The 16,207-nt window shown below is 68.8% G+C and carries 15 protein-coding genes; 7 read left to right on the top strand and 8 right to left on the bottom strand.

Annotated elements, in window-relative coordinates; translation table 11 throughout:
• Positions 1–41 precede the first annotated feature (41 nt).
• The 3 genes from EV685_RS06715 to EV685_RS06705 all read left to right on the top strand — a co-directional run bounded on the left by EV685_RS06715 (position 42) and on the right by EV685_RS06705 (position 2,935).
• Positions 42–983: an AAA family ATPase gene (locus EV685_RS06715; protein WP_130481702.1), complete on the top strand. Its 942-nt coding sequence runs from the start codon at positions 42–44 to the stop codon at positions 981–983.
• Positions 984–999: 16 nt separating this feature from the next.
• A complete protein-coding gene (locus EV685_RS06710) occupies positions 1,000–2,262 on the top strand; it encodes a vWA domain-containing protein (RefSeq protein WP_130481228.1) in 1,263 nt (420 codons plus the stop codon).
• Between the two features lie 133 nt (positions 2,263–2,395).
• Positions 2,396–2,935, top strand: a complete 540-nt coding sequence (locus tag EV685_RS06705) for an SRPBCC family protein (protein WP_130481227.1) — start codon at positions 2,396–2,398, stop codon at positions 2,933–2,935.
• 108 nt (positions 2,936–3,043) lie between these two features.
• Here the strand turns inward: EV685_RS06705 and EV685_RS06700 are convergent, their stop codons facing one another.
• The 5 genes from EV685_RS06700 to folE all read right to left on the bottom strand — a co-directional run bounded on the left by EV685_RS06700 (position 3,044) and on the right by folE (position 7,436).
• Complete coding sequence (locus EV685_RS06700; RefSeq protein ID WP_130481226.1) at positions 3,044–4,648, bottom strand: alpha/beta hydrolase family protein; 1,605 nt, start codon at positions 4,646–4,648, stop codon at positions 3,044–3,046.
• A 150-nt stretch (positions 4,649–4,798) separates the two neighbouring features.
• Entirely contained in the window at positions 4,799–5,626 is an 828-nt protein-coding gene (locus tag EV685_RS06695; RefSeq protein WP_130481225.1) for a DUF429 domain-containing protein, read from the bottom strand.
• Positions 5,627–5,645: 19 nt separating this feature from the next.
• A complete protein-coding gene (locus EV685_RS06690; RefSeq protein ID WP_130481224.1) occupies positions 5,646–6,122 on the bottom strand; it encodes a MarR family winged helix-turn-helix transcriptional regulator in 477 nt (158 codons plus the stop codon).
• Between the two features lie 77 nt (positions 6,123–6,199).
• Positions 6,200–6,625: a BLUF domain-containing protein gene (locus tag EV685_RS06685; RefSeq protein WP_130481223.1), complete on the bottom strand. Its 426-nt coding sequence runs from the start codon at positions 6,623–6,625 to the stop codon at positions 6,200–6,202.
• Positions 6,626–6,668: 43 nt separating this feature from the next.
• A complete protein-coding gene (gene folE / locus EV685_RS06680) occupies positions 6,669–7,436 on the bottom strand; it encodes a GTP cyclohydrolase I (protein WP_130481222.1) in 768 nt (255 codons plus the stop codon).
• A 444-nt stretch (positions 7,437–7,880) separates the two neighbouring features.
• Between folE and EV685_RS06675 the strand changes: the two genes are divergently transcribed.
• Complete coding sequence (locus EV685_RS06675; RefSeq protein WP_130481221.1) at positions 7,881–8,855, top strand: hypothetical protein; 975 nt, start codon at positions 7,881–7,883, stop codon at positions 8,853–8,855.
• A 116-nt stretch (positions 8,856–8,971) separates the two neighbouring features.
• A complete protein-coding gene (locus EV685_RS06670; RefSeq protein WP_242615466.1) occupies positions 8,972–10,696 on the top strand; it encodes an MFS transporter in 1,725 nt (574 codons plus the stop codon).
• On the opposite strand, the gene EV685_RS06665 is transcribed toward EV685_RS06670, so the two are convergent.
• Positions 10,666–12,336 carry a DNA ligase-like domain-containing protein gene (locus tag EV685_RS06665; protein ID WP_130481220.1) on the bottom strand — a complete coding sequence of 557 codons (1,671 nt, stop codon included), beginning with the start codon at positions 12,334–12,336 and terminating at the stop codon, positions 10,666–10,668. The two genes, EV685_RS06670 and EV685_RS06665, sit on opposite strands and share 31 nt — an antisense overlap.
• Positions 12,337–12,646: 310 nt before the next feature.
• Here EV685_RS06665 and EV685_RS06660 point away from each other — a divergent pair, with 310 nt between their 5' ends.
• Positions 12,647–13,945 (top strand): hypothetical protein, encoded by a 1,299-nt coding sequence (locus EV685_RS06660; RefSeq protein WP_130481219.1) that lies wholly within the window; start codon positions 12,647–12,649, stop codon positions 13,943–13,945.
• Here the strand turns inward: EV685_RS06660 and EV685_RS06655 are convergent, their stop codons facing one another.
• On the bottom strand, positions 13,946–14,434 hold the full coding sequence (locus tag EV685_RS06655; protein ID WP_130481218.1) for a thioesterase family protein: 489 nt from the start codon (positions 14,432–14,434) through the stop codon (positions 13,946–13,948).
• 101 nt (positions 14,435–14,535) lie between these two features.
• On the opposite strand from EV685_RS06655, the gene EV685_RS06650 reads away from it, so the two are divergent.
• Positions 14,536–15,252, top strand: a complete 717-nt coding sequence (locus EV685_RS06650; RefSeq protein ID WP_130481217.1) for an acetyltransferase domain-containing protein — start codon at positions 14,536–14,538, stop codon at positions 15,250–15,252.
• A gap of 118 nt (positions 15,253–15,370) precedes the next feature.
• Here the strand turns inward: EV685_RS06650 and EV685_RS06645 are convergent, their stop codons facing one another.
• Positions 15,371–16,195, bottom strand: coding sequence for a peptidylprolyl isomerase (locus tag EV685_RS06645; protein WP_207224776.1), 825 nt, complete (start codon positions 16,193–16,195; stop codon positions 15,371–15,373).
• Positions 16,196–16,207 lie beyond the last annotated feature (12 nt).

Raw genomic sequence — 16,207 nt, 5'->3', positions numbered from 1 at the left:
CCGGCCGGCTGGCCGACCAGCTCGGCCGCAGTCCGGTCGGCATGTTGCCCAGCAGCATCGACGACACGCAGGCCAGCCTGCTGGCGTTGGGCTATGTGCCCGAGCGCTCGCTCGCCACGGTGGTCTACCTCGCCCTCAAGCTTCAGCGTCCGGTCTTGCTGGAGGGCGAGCCCGGCACCGGCAAGACCGAGATCGCAAAGACGCTCGCGGCGATGCTGGGCCGGCCCTTGATCCGTCTGCAGTGCCATGAGGGCCTGGACCTTGCCGGCGCCGCCTACGAATGGAACTACGCCCGCCAGATGATGGAGATCCGGCTGGCGGAGGCCGGCGGGCAGGGCGGATCGGGCCATGCAGCCGACCGAGATGCTCTGGCTGCCGAGCTGTTCTCCGCGCGCTTCCTGATCAAGCGCGCCTTGCTGCAGGCGATCGACCCGGCTAACCCGGTCGCGCCGGTGCTGCTGATCGACGAACTCGACCGGGCCGACGAGCCCTTCGAGGCCTTTTTGCTCGAAGTCCTGTCGGACTTCCAGATCACGATTCCCGAGTTCGGCACGGTCAAGGCCAAGGAGCCGCCGATCGTCGTGCTGACCTCCAACCGCACCCGCGAAATCCACGATGCGGTCAAGCGGCGCTGTCTCTACCACTGGGTCGACTTCCCGACCGTCAAGCGCGAGTTGCAGATCCTTGAAGCCCGCCTGCCGCAGGTCGGCCGCGAGCTGGCGCGCGAGATCGTGGCCTTCATCCAGGGCCTGCGCAAGCTCGACCTCTACAAGCTGCCCGGCATCGCCGAGACGCTGGAATGGAGCCGCGCGCTGCTCGAACTCGACGCCATGGTGCTCGACCCCGAACTGGTCCAGCAGACCCTGGGCGTGCTGCTGAAGTACCAGGACGACATCCAGCGCGTGCATGGCAGCGAGGCTGCCCGGCTGCTGGAGGAAGCCCGCGTGGCCGCCCGCAGCCTGCAGGACGCGGCGCGCGCCTGAGCGCCACGCCAGCCCCATGCTGCCCGTTCCGAAAGCCGACGCGCTGGCGGGCCATCTGGCCGAGAACGTCATGCATTTCGCCCGCGTGCTGCGCGCCGCCGGCATCCCCGTGGGCACCGGCCGCATCGAGCTGGCCCTGACGGCCCTGAAGCTCGGTGGGCTGGAAAGCCGGCGCGACTTCCACGCCGCCCTCAGCGCCACGCTGATCGACCGGGCCGAACACCGCCTGCTGTTCGACCAGGCCTTCCACATCTTCTGGAAGAACCCCGACCTCGAAGGTCGCATGCGTGCGCTGCTGCTGCCCAAGGTCGACCTCAACGGGTCCTTGCCGCCGCCGCCCGAACACAAGCGCCTAGCCGCCGCCTTCTTTCCCAACACACAACCGCCCGCGCCGCCACCCGATCGGCAACCCGAGGACGAGCTGCAGATCGACGCCGCACTGACCTGGAACGAGCAGGAGGTGCTGCGCCACACCGACTTCGAGACCATGACGGCCGATGAGTGGCGCGACGCAAAGCGCTTGCTGCACAAGCTCGCCCTGTTCGTCGAACCGCTGCCGACCCGTCGCCAGGCCCGTGCCCACACGCCCGGCCGGGCCGACTGGCGTGCAACGATGCAGGCGATGGCACGCCAAGGTGGCTCGGTCTGGGACATGCGCTGGCGCCGCCCACGCGTCGAGCCCGCGCCGCTGGTGGTGCTGGCCGACATCTCCGGCTCGATGAGCCGCTACTCGCGCATGCTGCTGCACTTCACGCATGCGCTGGGCCATGCGGACGCGCGGGTCGACAGCTTCGTCTTTGGCACCCGCCTGACCCACACCACCCGGCTGATGCGCCAGCGTGACCCGGACCTCGCGGTCGGGCAGGTCAGCCATGCGGTGCAGGACTGGGCCGGCGGCACGCGCATCAGCGCCTGCCTGCACACCTTCAACCGCCGTTGGGCCCGCCGGGTGCTGCGTGGCAACGCGACCGTGCTGCTGGTGACCGACGGGCTGGAACACGGCGACACCTCGGCGCTGTCCTTCGAGATGGACCGGCTCTCGCGCAGCTGCCGCCGGCTGGTCTGGCTCAACCCGCTGCTGCGCTACGACGCCTTCGAGCCACGCGCGGCCGGCATCCGGGCCATGCTGCCGCACGTCGACGAGTTCATGAGCGCGCACAACCTCGACAGCCTGGCCGACCTGGCCCGGCTGCTGGCTCAGCCGGCGAGCCACCGCATCCCGCCGTCGCGCGGTTCGTTTTTGCAGGCCTTGCATGACGACACGTCTGTGCTGAGCTGATTTGCGCTGACCTGCGCTGACCCGACCTGACCGGCGCCGGGGCCAGCCACCCAGTGCACGCCCAGTGCTCGCCCAGTACCCGCCCAGAACCGCATCTGACCTTCACGTTTTCTTCAACCTTCCGGAGCTTCCCATGCAACTCGAGAACACCCAGACCCTGCCCGTCTCCCAGGCCCTTGCCTGGGAGAGCCTCAACGACATGAGCCTGATCCAGCAGGCCATTCCCGGCTGCGAGGGCATCGAGACGGTCGGCGAGAACCAGTACGAGGTCGTGGTGGTTGCCGCCATCGGCCCGGTCAAGGCCAAGTTCAAGGGCAAGCTCCACATCAGCGACATCGTCGCGCCCGTGTCCTACCAGCTCGCCTTCGAAGGCCAAGGCGGCGCGGCCGGCCACGGCAAGGGCACGGCCCAGGTGAGCTTGAGCGCGCAGGGCGACAACGAGACGCTGCTGACCTACAGCGTGCACGCCACGGTCGGCGGCAAGATCGCCCAGATCGGCTCGCGCCTGGTCGACATGGCCGCAGCCAAGATGGCCCGCGACTTCTTCGAGAAGTTCAACGCCGCCCTGACCGAACGCCACGCCCCCCCGGCCGAGGTCGCCGCCGAGGATGCTGCGCCGGCCGATACCGCCGAGAAGAAGGGCTGGTTCAAGAAGCTGGTCGGCAAGACCTGAGCGACCGTCCTGGCCAGCGCCTGACGCCCACACACGTCAAAAGGCCGGCATATGCCGGCCTTTCGTGCTTGCTTTTTCGGGTTCCTTCAGGACGACCCGAGGGCCTCGTCAGGGAACCGGAGGATTGAGAACCTGGCTGAAGAAGCCGGCGGTGGCTGCACTGCAGAAGGGTGCGACTGTCGCGTGGTAGTTCTGTGCGACAGCGGCAAGGGCATTGGCACCGGCTTCGGTTGCGATGCGGGTGATGCGCGCCTGGAAGGCAGCCTTCAGGTTCGTGATGGCGGTGGAATCACCCGTCTGGGCAACCTTCAAATCGAGCGCCCGAACGAACTGTGCCGGCATGCCAAGACCAAGGAAATAGGCCTGGGTGCGCTCGGTGTTGCTGTAGTAGACCGTTGGGTCGTCAGCACCGCCGCACATGAATATCGGGAAGGTCAGGTAGCCCGCTTGCCAGCCGGTCCGCAGATCGTTGGCCTTGGCGGCCACGCGCAGTGGGTGCGCAGGCGTACAGGTCGCCGGGCTACTGCCCGTGGCACAAGGCTGGGCGGCGATGTCGGACTGGACTGCAGCGGCATAGCTGGTCTTGATCAAGCCTGAACCGGTCGTCGCACCGTAGAAGGGCGATCCCACCACGCCACCCGGCAGGTCCGCGTCGAACAGCGCAGCCTGTGGCAGCTTGGGCGTGTTGGGGGGCACGCCGAACAGCTGGGCGTCCGTGAGCGTCGTTGGCAAAAGTGATTCGATGCCCGTCGCCCAAGTCGCGTTGTAGAGCTCCGACGCCGAGGTGTAGAGATTGCCGTAGGCACGTTGCCAGCTGTTGGTCAGCAGCGGTGCGAACAGCGTGCCGCCGACGATCGGTCCGGACTTGGCTCCGACGGTCTCCGGTGCGCTGCGGAAGATGTCGTCCGCGAAGGCTGCCAGCGCATAGGGGCCACTGCCACCGGCCAAGGCTGTCACCGGTTGTCCGGCGGCTCGCAAAGCCCGTGCCGTGGCCATGGCGACGTGTGCACCTTGCGAGTAGCCTGTCAGCAGCAGCTTGCCGTTGTCACTCACCGGGCCATTGATCTTGGCGATGGCCTTTCTGGCAGCCGTCAACGCGTCGATCATGTCCTTGGACTGCTGATCGGCGTGCAGGTAGGGGTGGTAGCCCAGACTCGACTGTTCGTAGCCGGCGTAGTTGGGGGCCACGACGATCATGCCCTTGGCGGCGTACATCGCCGCAATGATGGTGGTCTCACCTGCGGCTGCATTGGTCGAGCCGAGCAAAGCGAGGTTGTAGTCCTTGGCAGTCGTCGTGCCATGTGCATGCAGGACGATGGGGCGTGGACCGGTGCAGCCCGCGCCCGTCGGCAGATACAGGACGCCGCTGGCATTCGTCTTCTCGCCGGCACTGCCCACCGTGCCGTATTGCAGGTAGCGCACGTCGACGCCACAAGGGAGGAAAGCCGTGTCCGTCGTCGGCGGGACACCGGCGAGTTCCAGGATGGCTTGACCGTTCGCATTGGCGCTGCCGTCTGCATTGAACCGAAGCGCTGTCGTGAATGCCACGTTGGTGCGCTCGGCGAGCAGCGTCGGCGGGTTGCGCTGGATCGAGCCGCGGTCGTTGGACAGGTCGATCGTCACATCGTCGCTGTCCCCACCGCCCCCGCAGGCGGCCAGGGTGAGCAGGGCGGCGGTGGCGAGGGTGCCGAGCAGGAAGCGGTTGGAGCGCATGGGTGGGCGTCGTCGTGTTGGAGTTGAATAGCACGACCGTGCTATTTATTCGAGTATCCGACCCGTTACCCAAACGTCACAAATGGTGGAAACCCTTCAACGTCGGGCGCTGACGACGAAAAGGCGCGCGGCGGGGTCGGCGGGCGGTCGTCAGGCGGGGACGGCTGCGATCCAGCCTTCCAGCGGATCGACCCGCTCGGGCCAGCCAAGCCGGGGTCGCCCCAGCGTCCAGGCGGTCTGCAGCAGGCACAGGACGGCGTCGAGGGCGTCGCCCTTGGGATCGGCGCGCAGCGCGTGGCGCTGGTCGGCGTTGATGACCAGCCGCAGGCCCAGCGTCGGCGCGCCCGCTTCGAGCTGGGCCAGCAAGGCGGCGCGTGCGCTGTCGCGCTCGGGGGTGTGCTTCGTCGGGTCGTCGCTCTTGTAGGACGCGCGGCCAATCAGGGCGCGGGCCAGGTGGCCGGGATAGGCCTCCAGCGCGGCGCGGTCCGGATCGCCGGCATGCAGGCCGGGCAGATCGCAGCCAGCGTCCAGCAAGGCCGCGATGCCGGCGTGCAGCATGTAGGCGACCGGCGGGTTGACCCACTTCATCGACGGCGACGAGCCCGCCGGCCGGTCGCAGGCGCGGTGCGCGAACTTGCCACCGGCCGGGCGTGCGTCGCAGAAGGCGGCAAAGGTGGCCCGGATCGTGGCGCGGTCCAGCGCCAGGTAGTGCCGCATCAGCCCATGCCAGTCGGTCGGCCAGCCCAGGGTGTCGACCAGTTCGCGCGGCAGGCCGAAAGGCAGGTCGAAGCCCCCCAGCCACGGACCGGGCTCCCGCAGCAGGGCAGCGAACGATGCCTCGTCAGGGCAGGCGCGCAGGCCGGTCAGCGTGACCGCATCGCCAGCGCGTTGCCCTTCGGCGACGACGATGGGCTTGCGACGTGTCGGCCGGCTGCTGAAGTCGACGCCCAGCAGGCGCAGGGCCGGTGTGACGTCCATGCCGCAATGGCCTCGAGGGTCAGTCGGACGGGTCCGGACCGTGGCCCGGCGGCAGGCCGGCGTGGCCTTCGACCAGCTTGTGCAGCATCGCCATGAAGACGGGCCGATCGGCCTCGGGCAGTGGCCCGAGGATGAGTTCCTGGGTGGCTCGCACGCCGGGCAGGACCTCGGCCAGCAGCGCCTCGCCAGCGGGCGTCACGGTCAGCAGGCGCACGCGCCGGTCGTGCGGGGCGAGGTTGCGCTGGATCAGGCCGCGGCGCTCCAGCCGGTCGATCACGCCGCCGATGGTGGACGTGTCGAAGCCGATGGTCTCGGCCAGCGTGCGCTGGTCCAGGCCAGGCTGTTCATGGGTGGCGATCAGCGCGGCGAACTGCACCGGCGTGATCGCGTGCTCGGCCGTCTGCGCCATGAAGAGAGCGACGGCGGCCTGCTGCAGGCGTCGCACCAGGTAGCCGGGCTGGACCTGGAGGTAGGGGCGTGGCGTCGTGTCGACCATCGGGGGAAGGCGCAGTGCTGCGCAGGGGGCAAGGCGGCGGATCGTAGCCCGCCTCTGCCACGTTCAGCCCCACCGATTCAGACGGCGCGGCCGACGATGGAGGCGGTCGCGATCAGTTCTTCGAGCATCGCCATCGACACCTCGCCGGGCACGCCGAAGGGGTCGAGCACCGGACGTTCGCTGTACTTCAGCACGATCGACGGGTTGATGCGCGCCAGGTTGACCTGGCCCATGGTCCAGCCGGAGAAGCGCCGCTCGGCGATCTCGGCGTAGTGCAGCAGCGTGACGTCCTGGTGGCGCGGGTCGCTGGCGATGCGGTTGTAGAGCTGGTTGACCGGTTCACGGCCGCCTTCAAGCACCTGCATGAAGACGTCGCCGCCGTGGCAGAGGATGCCGGTGATGCCGAGCGCGGGGTTGTGCACCCGCGAGCGAGCCAGGATGGCCTCGATCAGGTCGGGCGTGACCGCGTCGACGCGGCTGGCATAGAGCAGTCGGACGAGCATGGGAAGCTTTCGTGTCGAACGGTGGTGGGCAGGTGGCGAAGGCTCAGGCCTTCTTGCGCTGCAGCAGCGACAAGAACTCGCGACGCAGGTTGGCGTCCTTCAGGAAGGAGCCGCGCATGACGCTGTTGATCATCTTGGAGTCCATGTCCTTGACGCCGCGCCAGCCCATGCAGAAGTGGTCGGCCTCCATCACGACGGCCAGGCCGTCGGGCTGCATCTTGGACTGCAGCAGGTCGGCTACCTGGGTGACGGCCTCCTCCTGGATCTGCGGCCGGCTCATGACCCAGTCGGCCAGGCGGGCGTATTTGGACAGGCCGATCAGGTTGGAGTGCTCGTTGGGCATGACGCCGATCCAGAGCTGGCCAACGATGGGGCAGAGGTGGTGCGAGCAGGCGCTGCGCACGGTGATCGGGCCCACGATCATCAACTCATTGAGGTGTTCGACGTTCGGGAACTCGGTGGTCGCCGGGGCGGCCACGTAGCGGCCCTTGAAGACCTCGCGCACATACATCTTGGCGACGCGGCGGGCGGTGTCCTGGGTGTTGTGGTCGCTGTCGGTGTCGATCACCAGGCTGGACAGCACGGCCGCCATCTTGGTCTGGACCTCATCGACCAGGGCGTCGAGCTCGCCGTCCTGGATGAAGTCGGCGATGTTGTCGTTGGCATGGAAGCGCCGCTGGGCGGCCTTGATGCGTTCGCGGATGCGTTGCGACACCGGCACGCCGTCCAGCGTGGCGACCGCATCGGCATCGGCTACGTCGTCACGGTCGTTGGCGTGAACCAGGTCAGGCAGGAGGGAAGGGTTGGACATGGCGATGGTGGCGAGCGCGGAGCCCTGTGGCAGTGACCGTTGTAAAGGATGCTAGCAGTGGCTTTCCAACCGGCGTTGGCGTGAGGCTGTCTGCGCTGGAGGGCACCGGCCAGTCGGGCGGCGGGTGACAGGGGGTGGCTCACCGATTGCGCCATCGGGCGTGGGTTTGCCGAGACGGGAGGCCACTTTGCGGGCCTGGGGCGGTGATTTTGCCGGGCGACCGCCCCTGCAAGTGCGGGGGGTCGTCAGCATGCAAAGCTTTGATCCGGCACAGACTCGGTGCATCCGATCCGGGCTTGGCAGATGCGTCGATCCAGGCCCGTGTCGTGAGTCGTCAACCCAGGCATGCAGCAGACATGCCCGCTGGAGATCGCATGCACCCACCGCCGCCCGCCCACGTCGATCCGTCGGCACCCACCCTCCGTCAGAAGGGAGCCTGAAGCCATGGCCCTCGATCCCCAGGCCCAACGCCGCCGAGCCGCCGTCGCGGTGCTTTCAGCCGTGCTCGACGAGAACGCGCTGATGCAGGCGCTCTGGCAACTGCAGGACAGCATGCGCGGTGACGCGGTGTCCGACATCATCCGCAGCGTCGATGCGCTGGCGCGTCAGCACATGCTCGATGCCGCCACCTGCCGGCGGCTCTACAACGACTTCTACAAGGCCCTGCGCGAGCCTGAGGAACGTCTGCCGATCGACCCGTGGCCGGCCATGCAGGCGACGCGTCCGGCCTCGGCGTCGGCACCGGTCGCCGCGCCGATGTACGCGCCGCCGCCGCAGGTCGCGCCGCAGCCTTACTGGCAACAGCCGCAGCAGGCCGCACCTGCCGGCTACGCGCCGGCCTATCCGCAGCCAATGCCGCCGATGCCGCAAATGCAGCCGATGGCTCAGCCGATGAGCCCGCCCGGCTACCCGCCGCCGCAGATCATTGGCTATGCCCTCAACGGCCAGCCGATCTATGGCCAGCCCGAGCAGACCGCAGCCGGCTGGGTCGCCCCAGCGGCGGCGGCGGTCGCGGCGGCACCGGCCCCGGCGCCGGTCGTCGAGACCGCCATCGCGGCCGAGCCGCCGGTGGTCTTCGGCGCGGTCATGCGCGAGCTGGTCAGCGAGGTCTACGCCTTCCACCGCGATGCCCTCGACGAGGTCCAGCGCGACGCGATGAAGGCGCTGGCCAACGCCAAGGTCAGTGCAGCCTTGCAGGGCAACTTCAAGGACGCCTGGCGGCGCGCCCGCCAGCACGACTGGCAGCTGCAGGGCCAGCACGCCGACCTGGCCGAGCTGATCAAGGTGATGTATGCGGCGCTCAACGAGGCCTTCGGCCGCGTCGGCGCCGACCAGATCCTGCAGCGCGCGATCGCGTCGGCCGAAGGCCTGCCCGAGGCGCGCCAGTTCTCGCCCAAGCGCCTGATGGCCACGATGTGATCGCTGCCGGCGACACCGATCCGATGACCGAGGAACGCTGCCCCGTCGGCAGCGCCCGCTGAATTCCCACCGCTGCCGGCCGTCCACCGGCGGCAGACCGATCCTGGAGCCCGAACATGGCCGATTTTTCTGAAAGCAAGTTCGACGATGGCCACCAGCCGATGACCAGCGAAGAGCGCAAGCTCATCTTCGCGTCGTCGCTGGGCACCGTCTTCGAGTGGTACGACTTCTACCTCTACGGCGCGCTGGCCAGCATCATCGCGCGGCAGTTCTTCTCGGGCCTGGACCCGACCTCCGCCTTCATCTTCGCGCTGCTGGCCTTCGCGGCCGGCTTCATCGTGCGACCCTTCGGTGCGCTGTTCTTCGGCCGCCTGGGCGACATGATCGGGCGCAAGTACACCTTCATGGTCACCATCCTGATCATGGGCGGCTCGACCTTCCTGGTGGGCGTGCTGCCCAGCTACGCCAGCATCGGCGTGGCGGCTCCGGCCATCCTGATCATCCTGCGACTGGCCCAGGGCCTGGCGCTGGGCGGCGAGTACGGCGGTGCGGCGACCTATGTGGCCGAACACGCGCCGCAGGGCAAGCGTGGCGCGTTCACATCCTGGATCCAGACGACCGCGACGCTGGGCCTGTTCCTGTCGCTGGTCGTGATCCTGGGCACCCGCCAGGCCCTCGGCGAAGCGACCTTTGCCGACTGGGGCTGGCGCGTTCCCTTCCTGATCTCGATCGTGATGCTCGGCATCTCGGTGTGGATCCGGCTGTCGATGAGCGAGTCGCCGGCCTTCCAGAAGATGCAGGACGAAGGCAAGACCTCGAAGGCGCCGCTGTCCGAATGCTTCGGCGAGTGGAAGAACTTGCGCATCATCTTGCTGGCCTTGTTCGGTCTCGTCGCCGGCCAGGCGGTGGTCTGGTACACGGGTCAGTTCTATGCCCTGTTCTTCCTGACCAGCGTGCTCAAGGTCGATGCGTCGACGGCCAACATCCTGGTGGCGGCCGCGCTGCTGCTGGGCACGCCGTTCTTCGTCATCTTCGGCACCGTCTCGGACCGCATCGGCCGCAAGCCCATCATCATGGCCGGCCTGCTGCTGGCCGCGGTGACCTACTTCCCGCTGTTCAAGGCGTTGACGCAGGCCGCCAACCCGGATCTGGCACGGGCCCAGGCCGGTGCGCAGATCGTCGTCGTTGCCGACCCGGCCACCTGCTCCTTCCAGGGCAGCCCGATCGCCCGCGAAATCGACTTCACCAGCGCCTGCGACATCGCCAAGCGTGGACTGGCGCAAAGCTCGGCCAGCTACGGCAACCAGGCCGCACCGGCGGGCACCGCCACGCACATCCTGATCGGCGACCAGCGCATCGACGTGCCGACGGCGACCCTCAACGCCAACGGCAACCAGTTCAGCCCGGAGTCATCGGCCCAGATCGCCACCTTCCGCAAGGCGCTGGCCGAGGGCATGACCGCAGCCGGCTACCCGAGCAAGGCTGACCCGGCCAAGATCGCCAAGTTCGAGATCGTGCTGATCCTGACGGTGCTGGTGATCTACGTGACGATGGTCTACGGCCCGATCGCCGCGACCCTGGTCGAGCTGTTCCCGACCCGCATCCGCTACACCTCGATGAGCCTGCCTTACCACGTCGGCAACGGCTGGTTCGGCGGCCTGATGCCCACCATCGCCTTTGCCATGGTGGCCCAGAACGGCAACATCTACCACGGCCTGTGGTACCCGGTGGTGATCGCGCTGGCGACCTTTGTCATCGGCATGCTGTTCGTGCGCGAGACCAAGGACGTCGACATCTACGCCAAGTTCCTCTACTGGCACCCGAACCGCGTGCGCCGCTGATCGGCCTGCGCGAGCAGCGCGGGCAGGTTGCTGGCCTCCAGCGGCGACACCTCGTCGAGCAGGCCCAGCACGCGCGGCTCGCGCAACATCACGCCGCTGCGGCGGCGGGCGTTGGCCTCGATTCCTTCGAAGGCCAATGACAGCACCAGGCCCGGGCGCAGGCTGCGCACCGGGCCGTGTCGTGCCACGGTCGTGGCGCGCACCAGGCGGTCGACGCGTGCGCGTGCGTCCGTCGACAGCGTCAGCGTCAGCGTCGCGCGTGTCAACGGGAGCAATTCCAGCGCACCGGGCGAGCCGTCGCGCGGCGCCTGCTGCGCAATGGCCTCGATCACGGCCTCGGCCTCGGTGGCGTCGCGCGGTGGGCGACTCCAGACCGCCAGCGTCAGATCGGTGTAGAGCCCGGCATCACGCCTGGTGCCAGCCTGCGCATGCAGCAGCAGCACCTGCGCCAGCAGCGGCTGGGCGGGCAAACGCCAGGCGGGCTCGGCGATGCCGTCCAGGCCATCGGCACGGGACGATCGACGGCACAGCAAGAGGCCGTCTGCGTCCGACCAGCTGCCCAGCGGCACGATCGGCACGCACGCCCAGGCTGGCGACACGTGTCGCGCCAGCAAGGCCTCCAGGCGTTCGCGCCGCGCCGTCAAGGGCAGGGCGCGCAGGTCTTCGCCATCGCAGCTCAGCAGGTCGCGCAGCCGCAGGCGCTGGCCGGTGCGCTGGGCCGCCCGCTCTGCAGCCCGCTCAGGGATCCTTTCAGAACCCCGTTCAGCAACGGGTTCGCTCACCAGTTCGCCCAGCAGTTCGATCTGCGCCGGCAGGTCATCGGCCGCCGCGACCAGACGCGGGTGATCGGCGTTGAGCAGGTGCTCGTCGGCCGACCAGAGCCAGGTCCGGCCGTTGCGGCGCGTCAGGCGCACGGGCAGTCCGACCGGGTCGGGATGGGCCAGCCAGTCGGCCGTCGGTCCGAGCCGCCCGGCGCGCTCGGGCACCGGCAGGTCCAGCACCGGCCAGGGGGCCAGCCGACCGGGCGCGGGCGCCTCTTCGGGCAGGACCGGCGCGGTCAGCGCCTGCCATGCGCCCAGGTCGACCGGACGGCGATGACCCTGCCAGGTCGACCAGCGCTGGGCGACGACCACCGCCGGCAGATCCGCGTGTTCGGCGACGGCGGCCTGCAGCAGCGTGGTCGCTGGCAGGCCGCGCAGTCGACCGGTCACCAGGCGGATCCCAAGCTCCCGACAGGGCCCCGCCAGATGGCACCAGGCCTGCATCAGGCGCTCGGCCTGCTCCTGCCCAGACAGGCCTGCCAAGGGGTGCAAGGTGTGCCGGATCCATGCCGACACGGCCGGGACGCGCGCGTCAGCGGGCTCCGGCGGCAGCAGCGCAGCGGTCTCGGCCAGGTCGCCGACGGCGCTCAGGCAGGACACGAACAGCCACTCGGGCAGGCCGCTGGCCCGCCAGGCCGCCTGCCTGATCACCGCAGCGGTGGGTGCCGGGCGCAAGGGGCGACCGCCGCCGAGCAGGAAGACGCACCAGGCGGCGTCCTCGGTCGAACACCCGTCGAGCAGCCTGACGATGCGCTCGATCGCAGCGGCATCGGGCAGGCCGGCGTCGATGTCGGCGGTGCAACGGGCAAGGCGGTCCATGCCATCAGCTTAACGGGACCGCCACGACACCCACATGGGGGTCAGTCGGTGCGTGATCGGGTCAGTGTCGGGTCATTTGCCCAACACCACCGGGCCGGATCACCCATTGATGAACGACGCGTGGCCCCCTGTTCGTGGGGTGCGGCGTCGTGAACGTGACCAACTGTTCTAGAGTGCTTCGAGACATGTTGCACGGCTTCATGTCTTGCCACCGCAGCCGGGATCGGCAGAACCAACAAATGCGGCGAAACGCGGACTGGCGGGAACACGCCGGGCCTTGACCAGGAAATGGGACAAGACGATGAGAACGATGCGTTTGGGAGCGATCGCAGCCGGTCTGCTGATCGGCACGGTGATGCTGGCCCTGGTGGCCGAACGGGTGGTGACGATGTGGCAAGCCCCGGACGCGGCGCGCCTGTCGGGCGCCAGTGCCGACATCCGTCTGCTGCTCGCAGGTGCGGTGGTGGCCTGGTCGCTGGCGATCGCGGTCGCGCTGCTGCATCTGGTGTCGCGCCAGGACCGCATCGCCGAGCAGGAGATGCGGCTGGGTCGCATGTTGTCCGAGCAGGAGGTCCACCTGGCCGCCCGGTGCCGCGAGCTGAGCGCTCAGCTGATGCACAGCCGCGAGGTCGTCATGAACGACATGGTCTCGCTGGACACCGCCCAGCAGCACCGCCAGGGCCTGCAGGAGATGCGTTTTGCCAGCGTCGAGGCCTCGATCAAGCGCATCGACGACACCTTGACCGAGCGACTGGAGGGCATGGCCGCCTTGATCAGCCACCACCTGCAGGCCAGCAGCAGCCGCCAGGTCGGGCAGGACGGTGCCGGCGGGCCGGCGCTGGAGGCGCACTTCAAGCGCATCGATCGCCAGCTGGCCCACCGCTTCGACGAGATCGAGGCGCGCATCACCCAGCCCGCCGGCCTGGGCGGTGCCAGCGGCCACGTCGACTTCGATCCGTTCTCGCCGGTGTCGGCCTATCACGGCCTGGTCGAACTCGGGCAAGCCGGGGCGCCGGTGCAGGACGACCGCGCGCTGCGCGACCTGGCAGAGCGCATCGGCCACATCGACGGCCGTCTCGAACAGCTCGCGGCCGGCACCCGCAACGATCTGGCGGAACTGGGCGCCATGCTGGTCCGGCTGGATCGGCGCATCGACCATCCGGCCCTCGCCACAGGTGCGTCGGACATCGCGCCAGTGGCCGATGCCGCCCTCAAGCGCGCCATCGATGCGCTGGGCCGTCGCCTCGATGGCATCGAGGTCTGGCTGCGCCAGCACGGCGAACACGTCGGCCTGGCCTTCACCGACCTGTCGCAGCGGCTGGACGAGCGCTCGGTCAACAACTCGGTCTTTGGCGAGCTGGGCAGCAGCATGGGCAACGGCATGGGCAACGGCATGGGCAACACCCTGGGCGGCAGCAGCCTCGCGATGCCGCTCGATCCGGGCGTCGTCGGCCAAGCGGCGGGGCCGGCATCGGGTCTGCAGGAGTTGCAGACCATGATCCTCAACCTGGCCCACCTGCAGGTCGACCTGCGGGCCGAACGCAGCCAGTTGCGCCGTCGCCTGCGCGACCTGGGTGGCGATGCGCCGGCAGCTGCGGCCGGGGCCTGATCAGCTGACGATGTAGGCCGCCGCTCCCGTCGCGATCAGCAGGCCGCTGTCGTTGACCAGGCGCATCTGGACCGCGGCGACGCGGCCGCCCAGCTTGGTGACCACCGCGCTGGCGACGAAGTGCGCGCCCAGGCCGGGCCGCAGGTAGTCGATGCGCATGTCGATGGTGCCCAGACGCGCGAAGCGGTGCATGACCTGCTCGGCCGTTTCGTCGCCGTGGCGGTCGGCAATGCCCAACATCACGGCGTTGCCGCCGGCCGCGTCCAGCGCCGCCGCGATCACGCCGCCGTGCAGTCGACCGTAGAGGTAGTGACCGACCAGATCGGGACGCATGTCGAAGGCCATGCGGTAGTCCTGCGGGTCCATCGACACCGTGCGCAGGCCAAGCACCTCGTTGAAGCGAATGCGCTGGTCGAACAGTTCGCGCAACGCGGCCTCGACACGTTGTTGTTCCTCGGCGGAGCGGCGGGGCAGCGGGGTGTGGGTCATGGGGCGTTCGAGACAGATCGAGCGGCCATGGTAGGGGCTGCGTCCTGCGTCGACCTTGCAGGCCCGCCCCTGATGGCGGCCTGCTCAGCTATCGTCCGGCGATGAGTGCCGCACGCCTGGACCGACTCGATGCGCTGCGTGGCTTCGCGATGGTCTGGATGACCGTCTTCCACGCCAGCTTCGACCTCAACAACTTCCGCCTGATCGCGCCGCAGGACTTCTACCGGGACCCGTTCTGGACCGGCCAGCGTCTGGTGATCGTCTCGATCTTCCTGGCCTGCGCTGGGGCGTCGCAGGCGGTGGCGCAGCAGCAGGGCGTGGACTGGCCGCGCTTCTGGCAGCGCTGGTGGCGCATCGCGGCCTGCGCGGTGGCGGTCACCATCGGCTCGTGGTGGATGTTCCCGAACAGCTGGATCAGCTTTGGCGTGCTGCACGGCATGGCGCTGATGGTGCTGCTTGCGCGCCTGCTGGCGCCGCTGGGCCAGCCCATGCTCTTGGCCCTGGCCGTGCTCGCCCTGGCCGCGCCGCAGTGGCTGGCCGACCCCTTGTTCGACAGCCGCTGGACGAACTGGGTCGGTCTGGTCACGCACAAGCCACGCACCGAGGACTTCGTGCCAGTCCTGCCGTGGTTGGGCATCGTGCTGATCGGCGTCGTCGCCGCGCGGACCTCGCTGGCGCGGTGGCCGTCGCTGCTGGCCGGCCCGCTGCCCGCGCCGTTGCAGCCGCTGGCCCGACTCGGTCGCTGGTCGCTGAGCTACTACATGGTCCACCAGCCGGTGCTGATCGGTCTGTGCATGGCCTGGGTGGCGCTGCGCTGATCGGATCCAGGGCAACAGCGGACGTGAAAAAGGGCGCTCGCAGCGCCCTTGGCAGTTCTCGACGACAGATGTCGGGGGTGGGTCAAAGGTCACCGGCAGACCGGCGACCTCGGCCACATCACTGCGAGAACTTGTAGTCGGTCTTGGCCTTGGCGCGCAGGTCGTCGCGGTACTTGCCGATCTTGGTCTGCTGCAGGCGCTGCTGGAGCTGGGCCTTGACCTCGTCGAGTGCCGGGAACTGGGCTTCACGCACGTCTTCCAGCTGGATCACGTGGAAGCCGAACTGGCTGCGCACCGGCTCCTGGGTGTAGGCACCCTTGGTCAGGCCGACCATCGCCTGCGAGAACTCAGGCACGTAGTTGGCCGGCGCTGCCCAGTCGAGGTCGCCGCCGTTCTGGGCCGAGCCCGGGTCCTTGGACGCCTTCTTGGCCAGGTCCTCGAACTTGGCGCCGCCCTTGAGCTCGGCGATCAGGGCCTTGGCCTCGTCTTCCTTCTCGACCAGGATGTGGCGGGCGCGGTATTCCTTCTCGCCAGCGCCGGCCTTGACCTTGTCGTACTCCGCCTGGACTTCGGCGTCGGTGACCGGGTTCTTCTTCTGGTAGTCGGCGAACAGCTCGCGGATCAGCAGGCTCTGGCGCGCGATCTCCATCTGCGTCTTGTATTCGTCGTTGCGCTGCAGGCCGCGCTTTTCGGCTTCCTGCACGAAGATTTCGCGCAGCACCAGCTCGTCCTTGACCTGGCGCTCCAGCTCCGGCGTGCGGGGCTGGTTGCCCTGCTTGGTGATCTGGGTCATGAAGGACTCGAAGCGTGCCGTCGGCACGCCCTTGCCATTGACGATGGCCACGTTCTGGGCCTGCGACACGGCCGGCAGCAACGCGACGGCGAGGGCGGCGGCGGGCACCGCGCGGAGCAGCGCGCGCAAGGCGTAGGGGAGCTGTTGCATGGGAAGAAACAC

Source organism: Sphaerotilus mobilis (genome assembly GCF_004216565.1).
In the GTDB taxonomy this organism is placed as follows: Bacteria; Pseudomonadota; Gammaproteobacteria; order Burkholderiales; family Burkholderiaceae_C; genus Sphaerotilus; species Sphaerotilus mobilis.
This window is presented reverse-complemented; position numbering and strand designations above follow the sequence as displayed.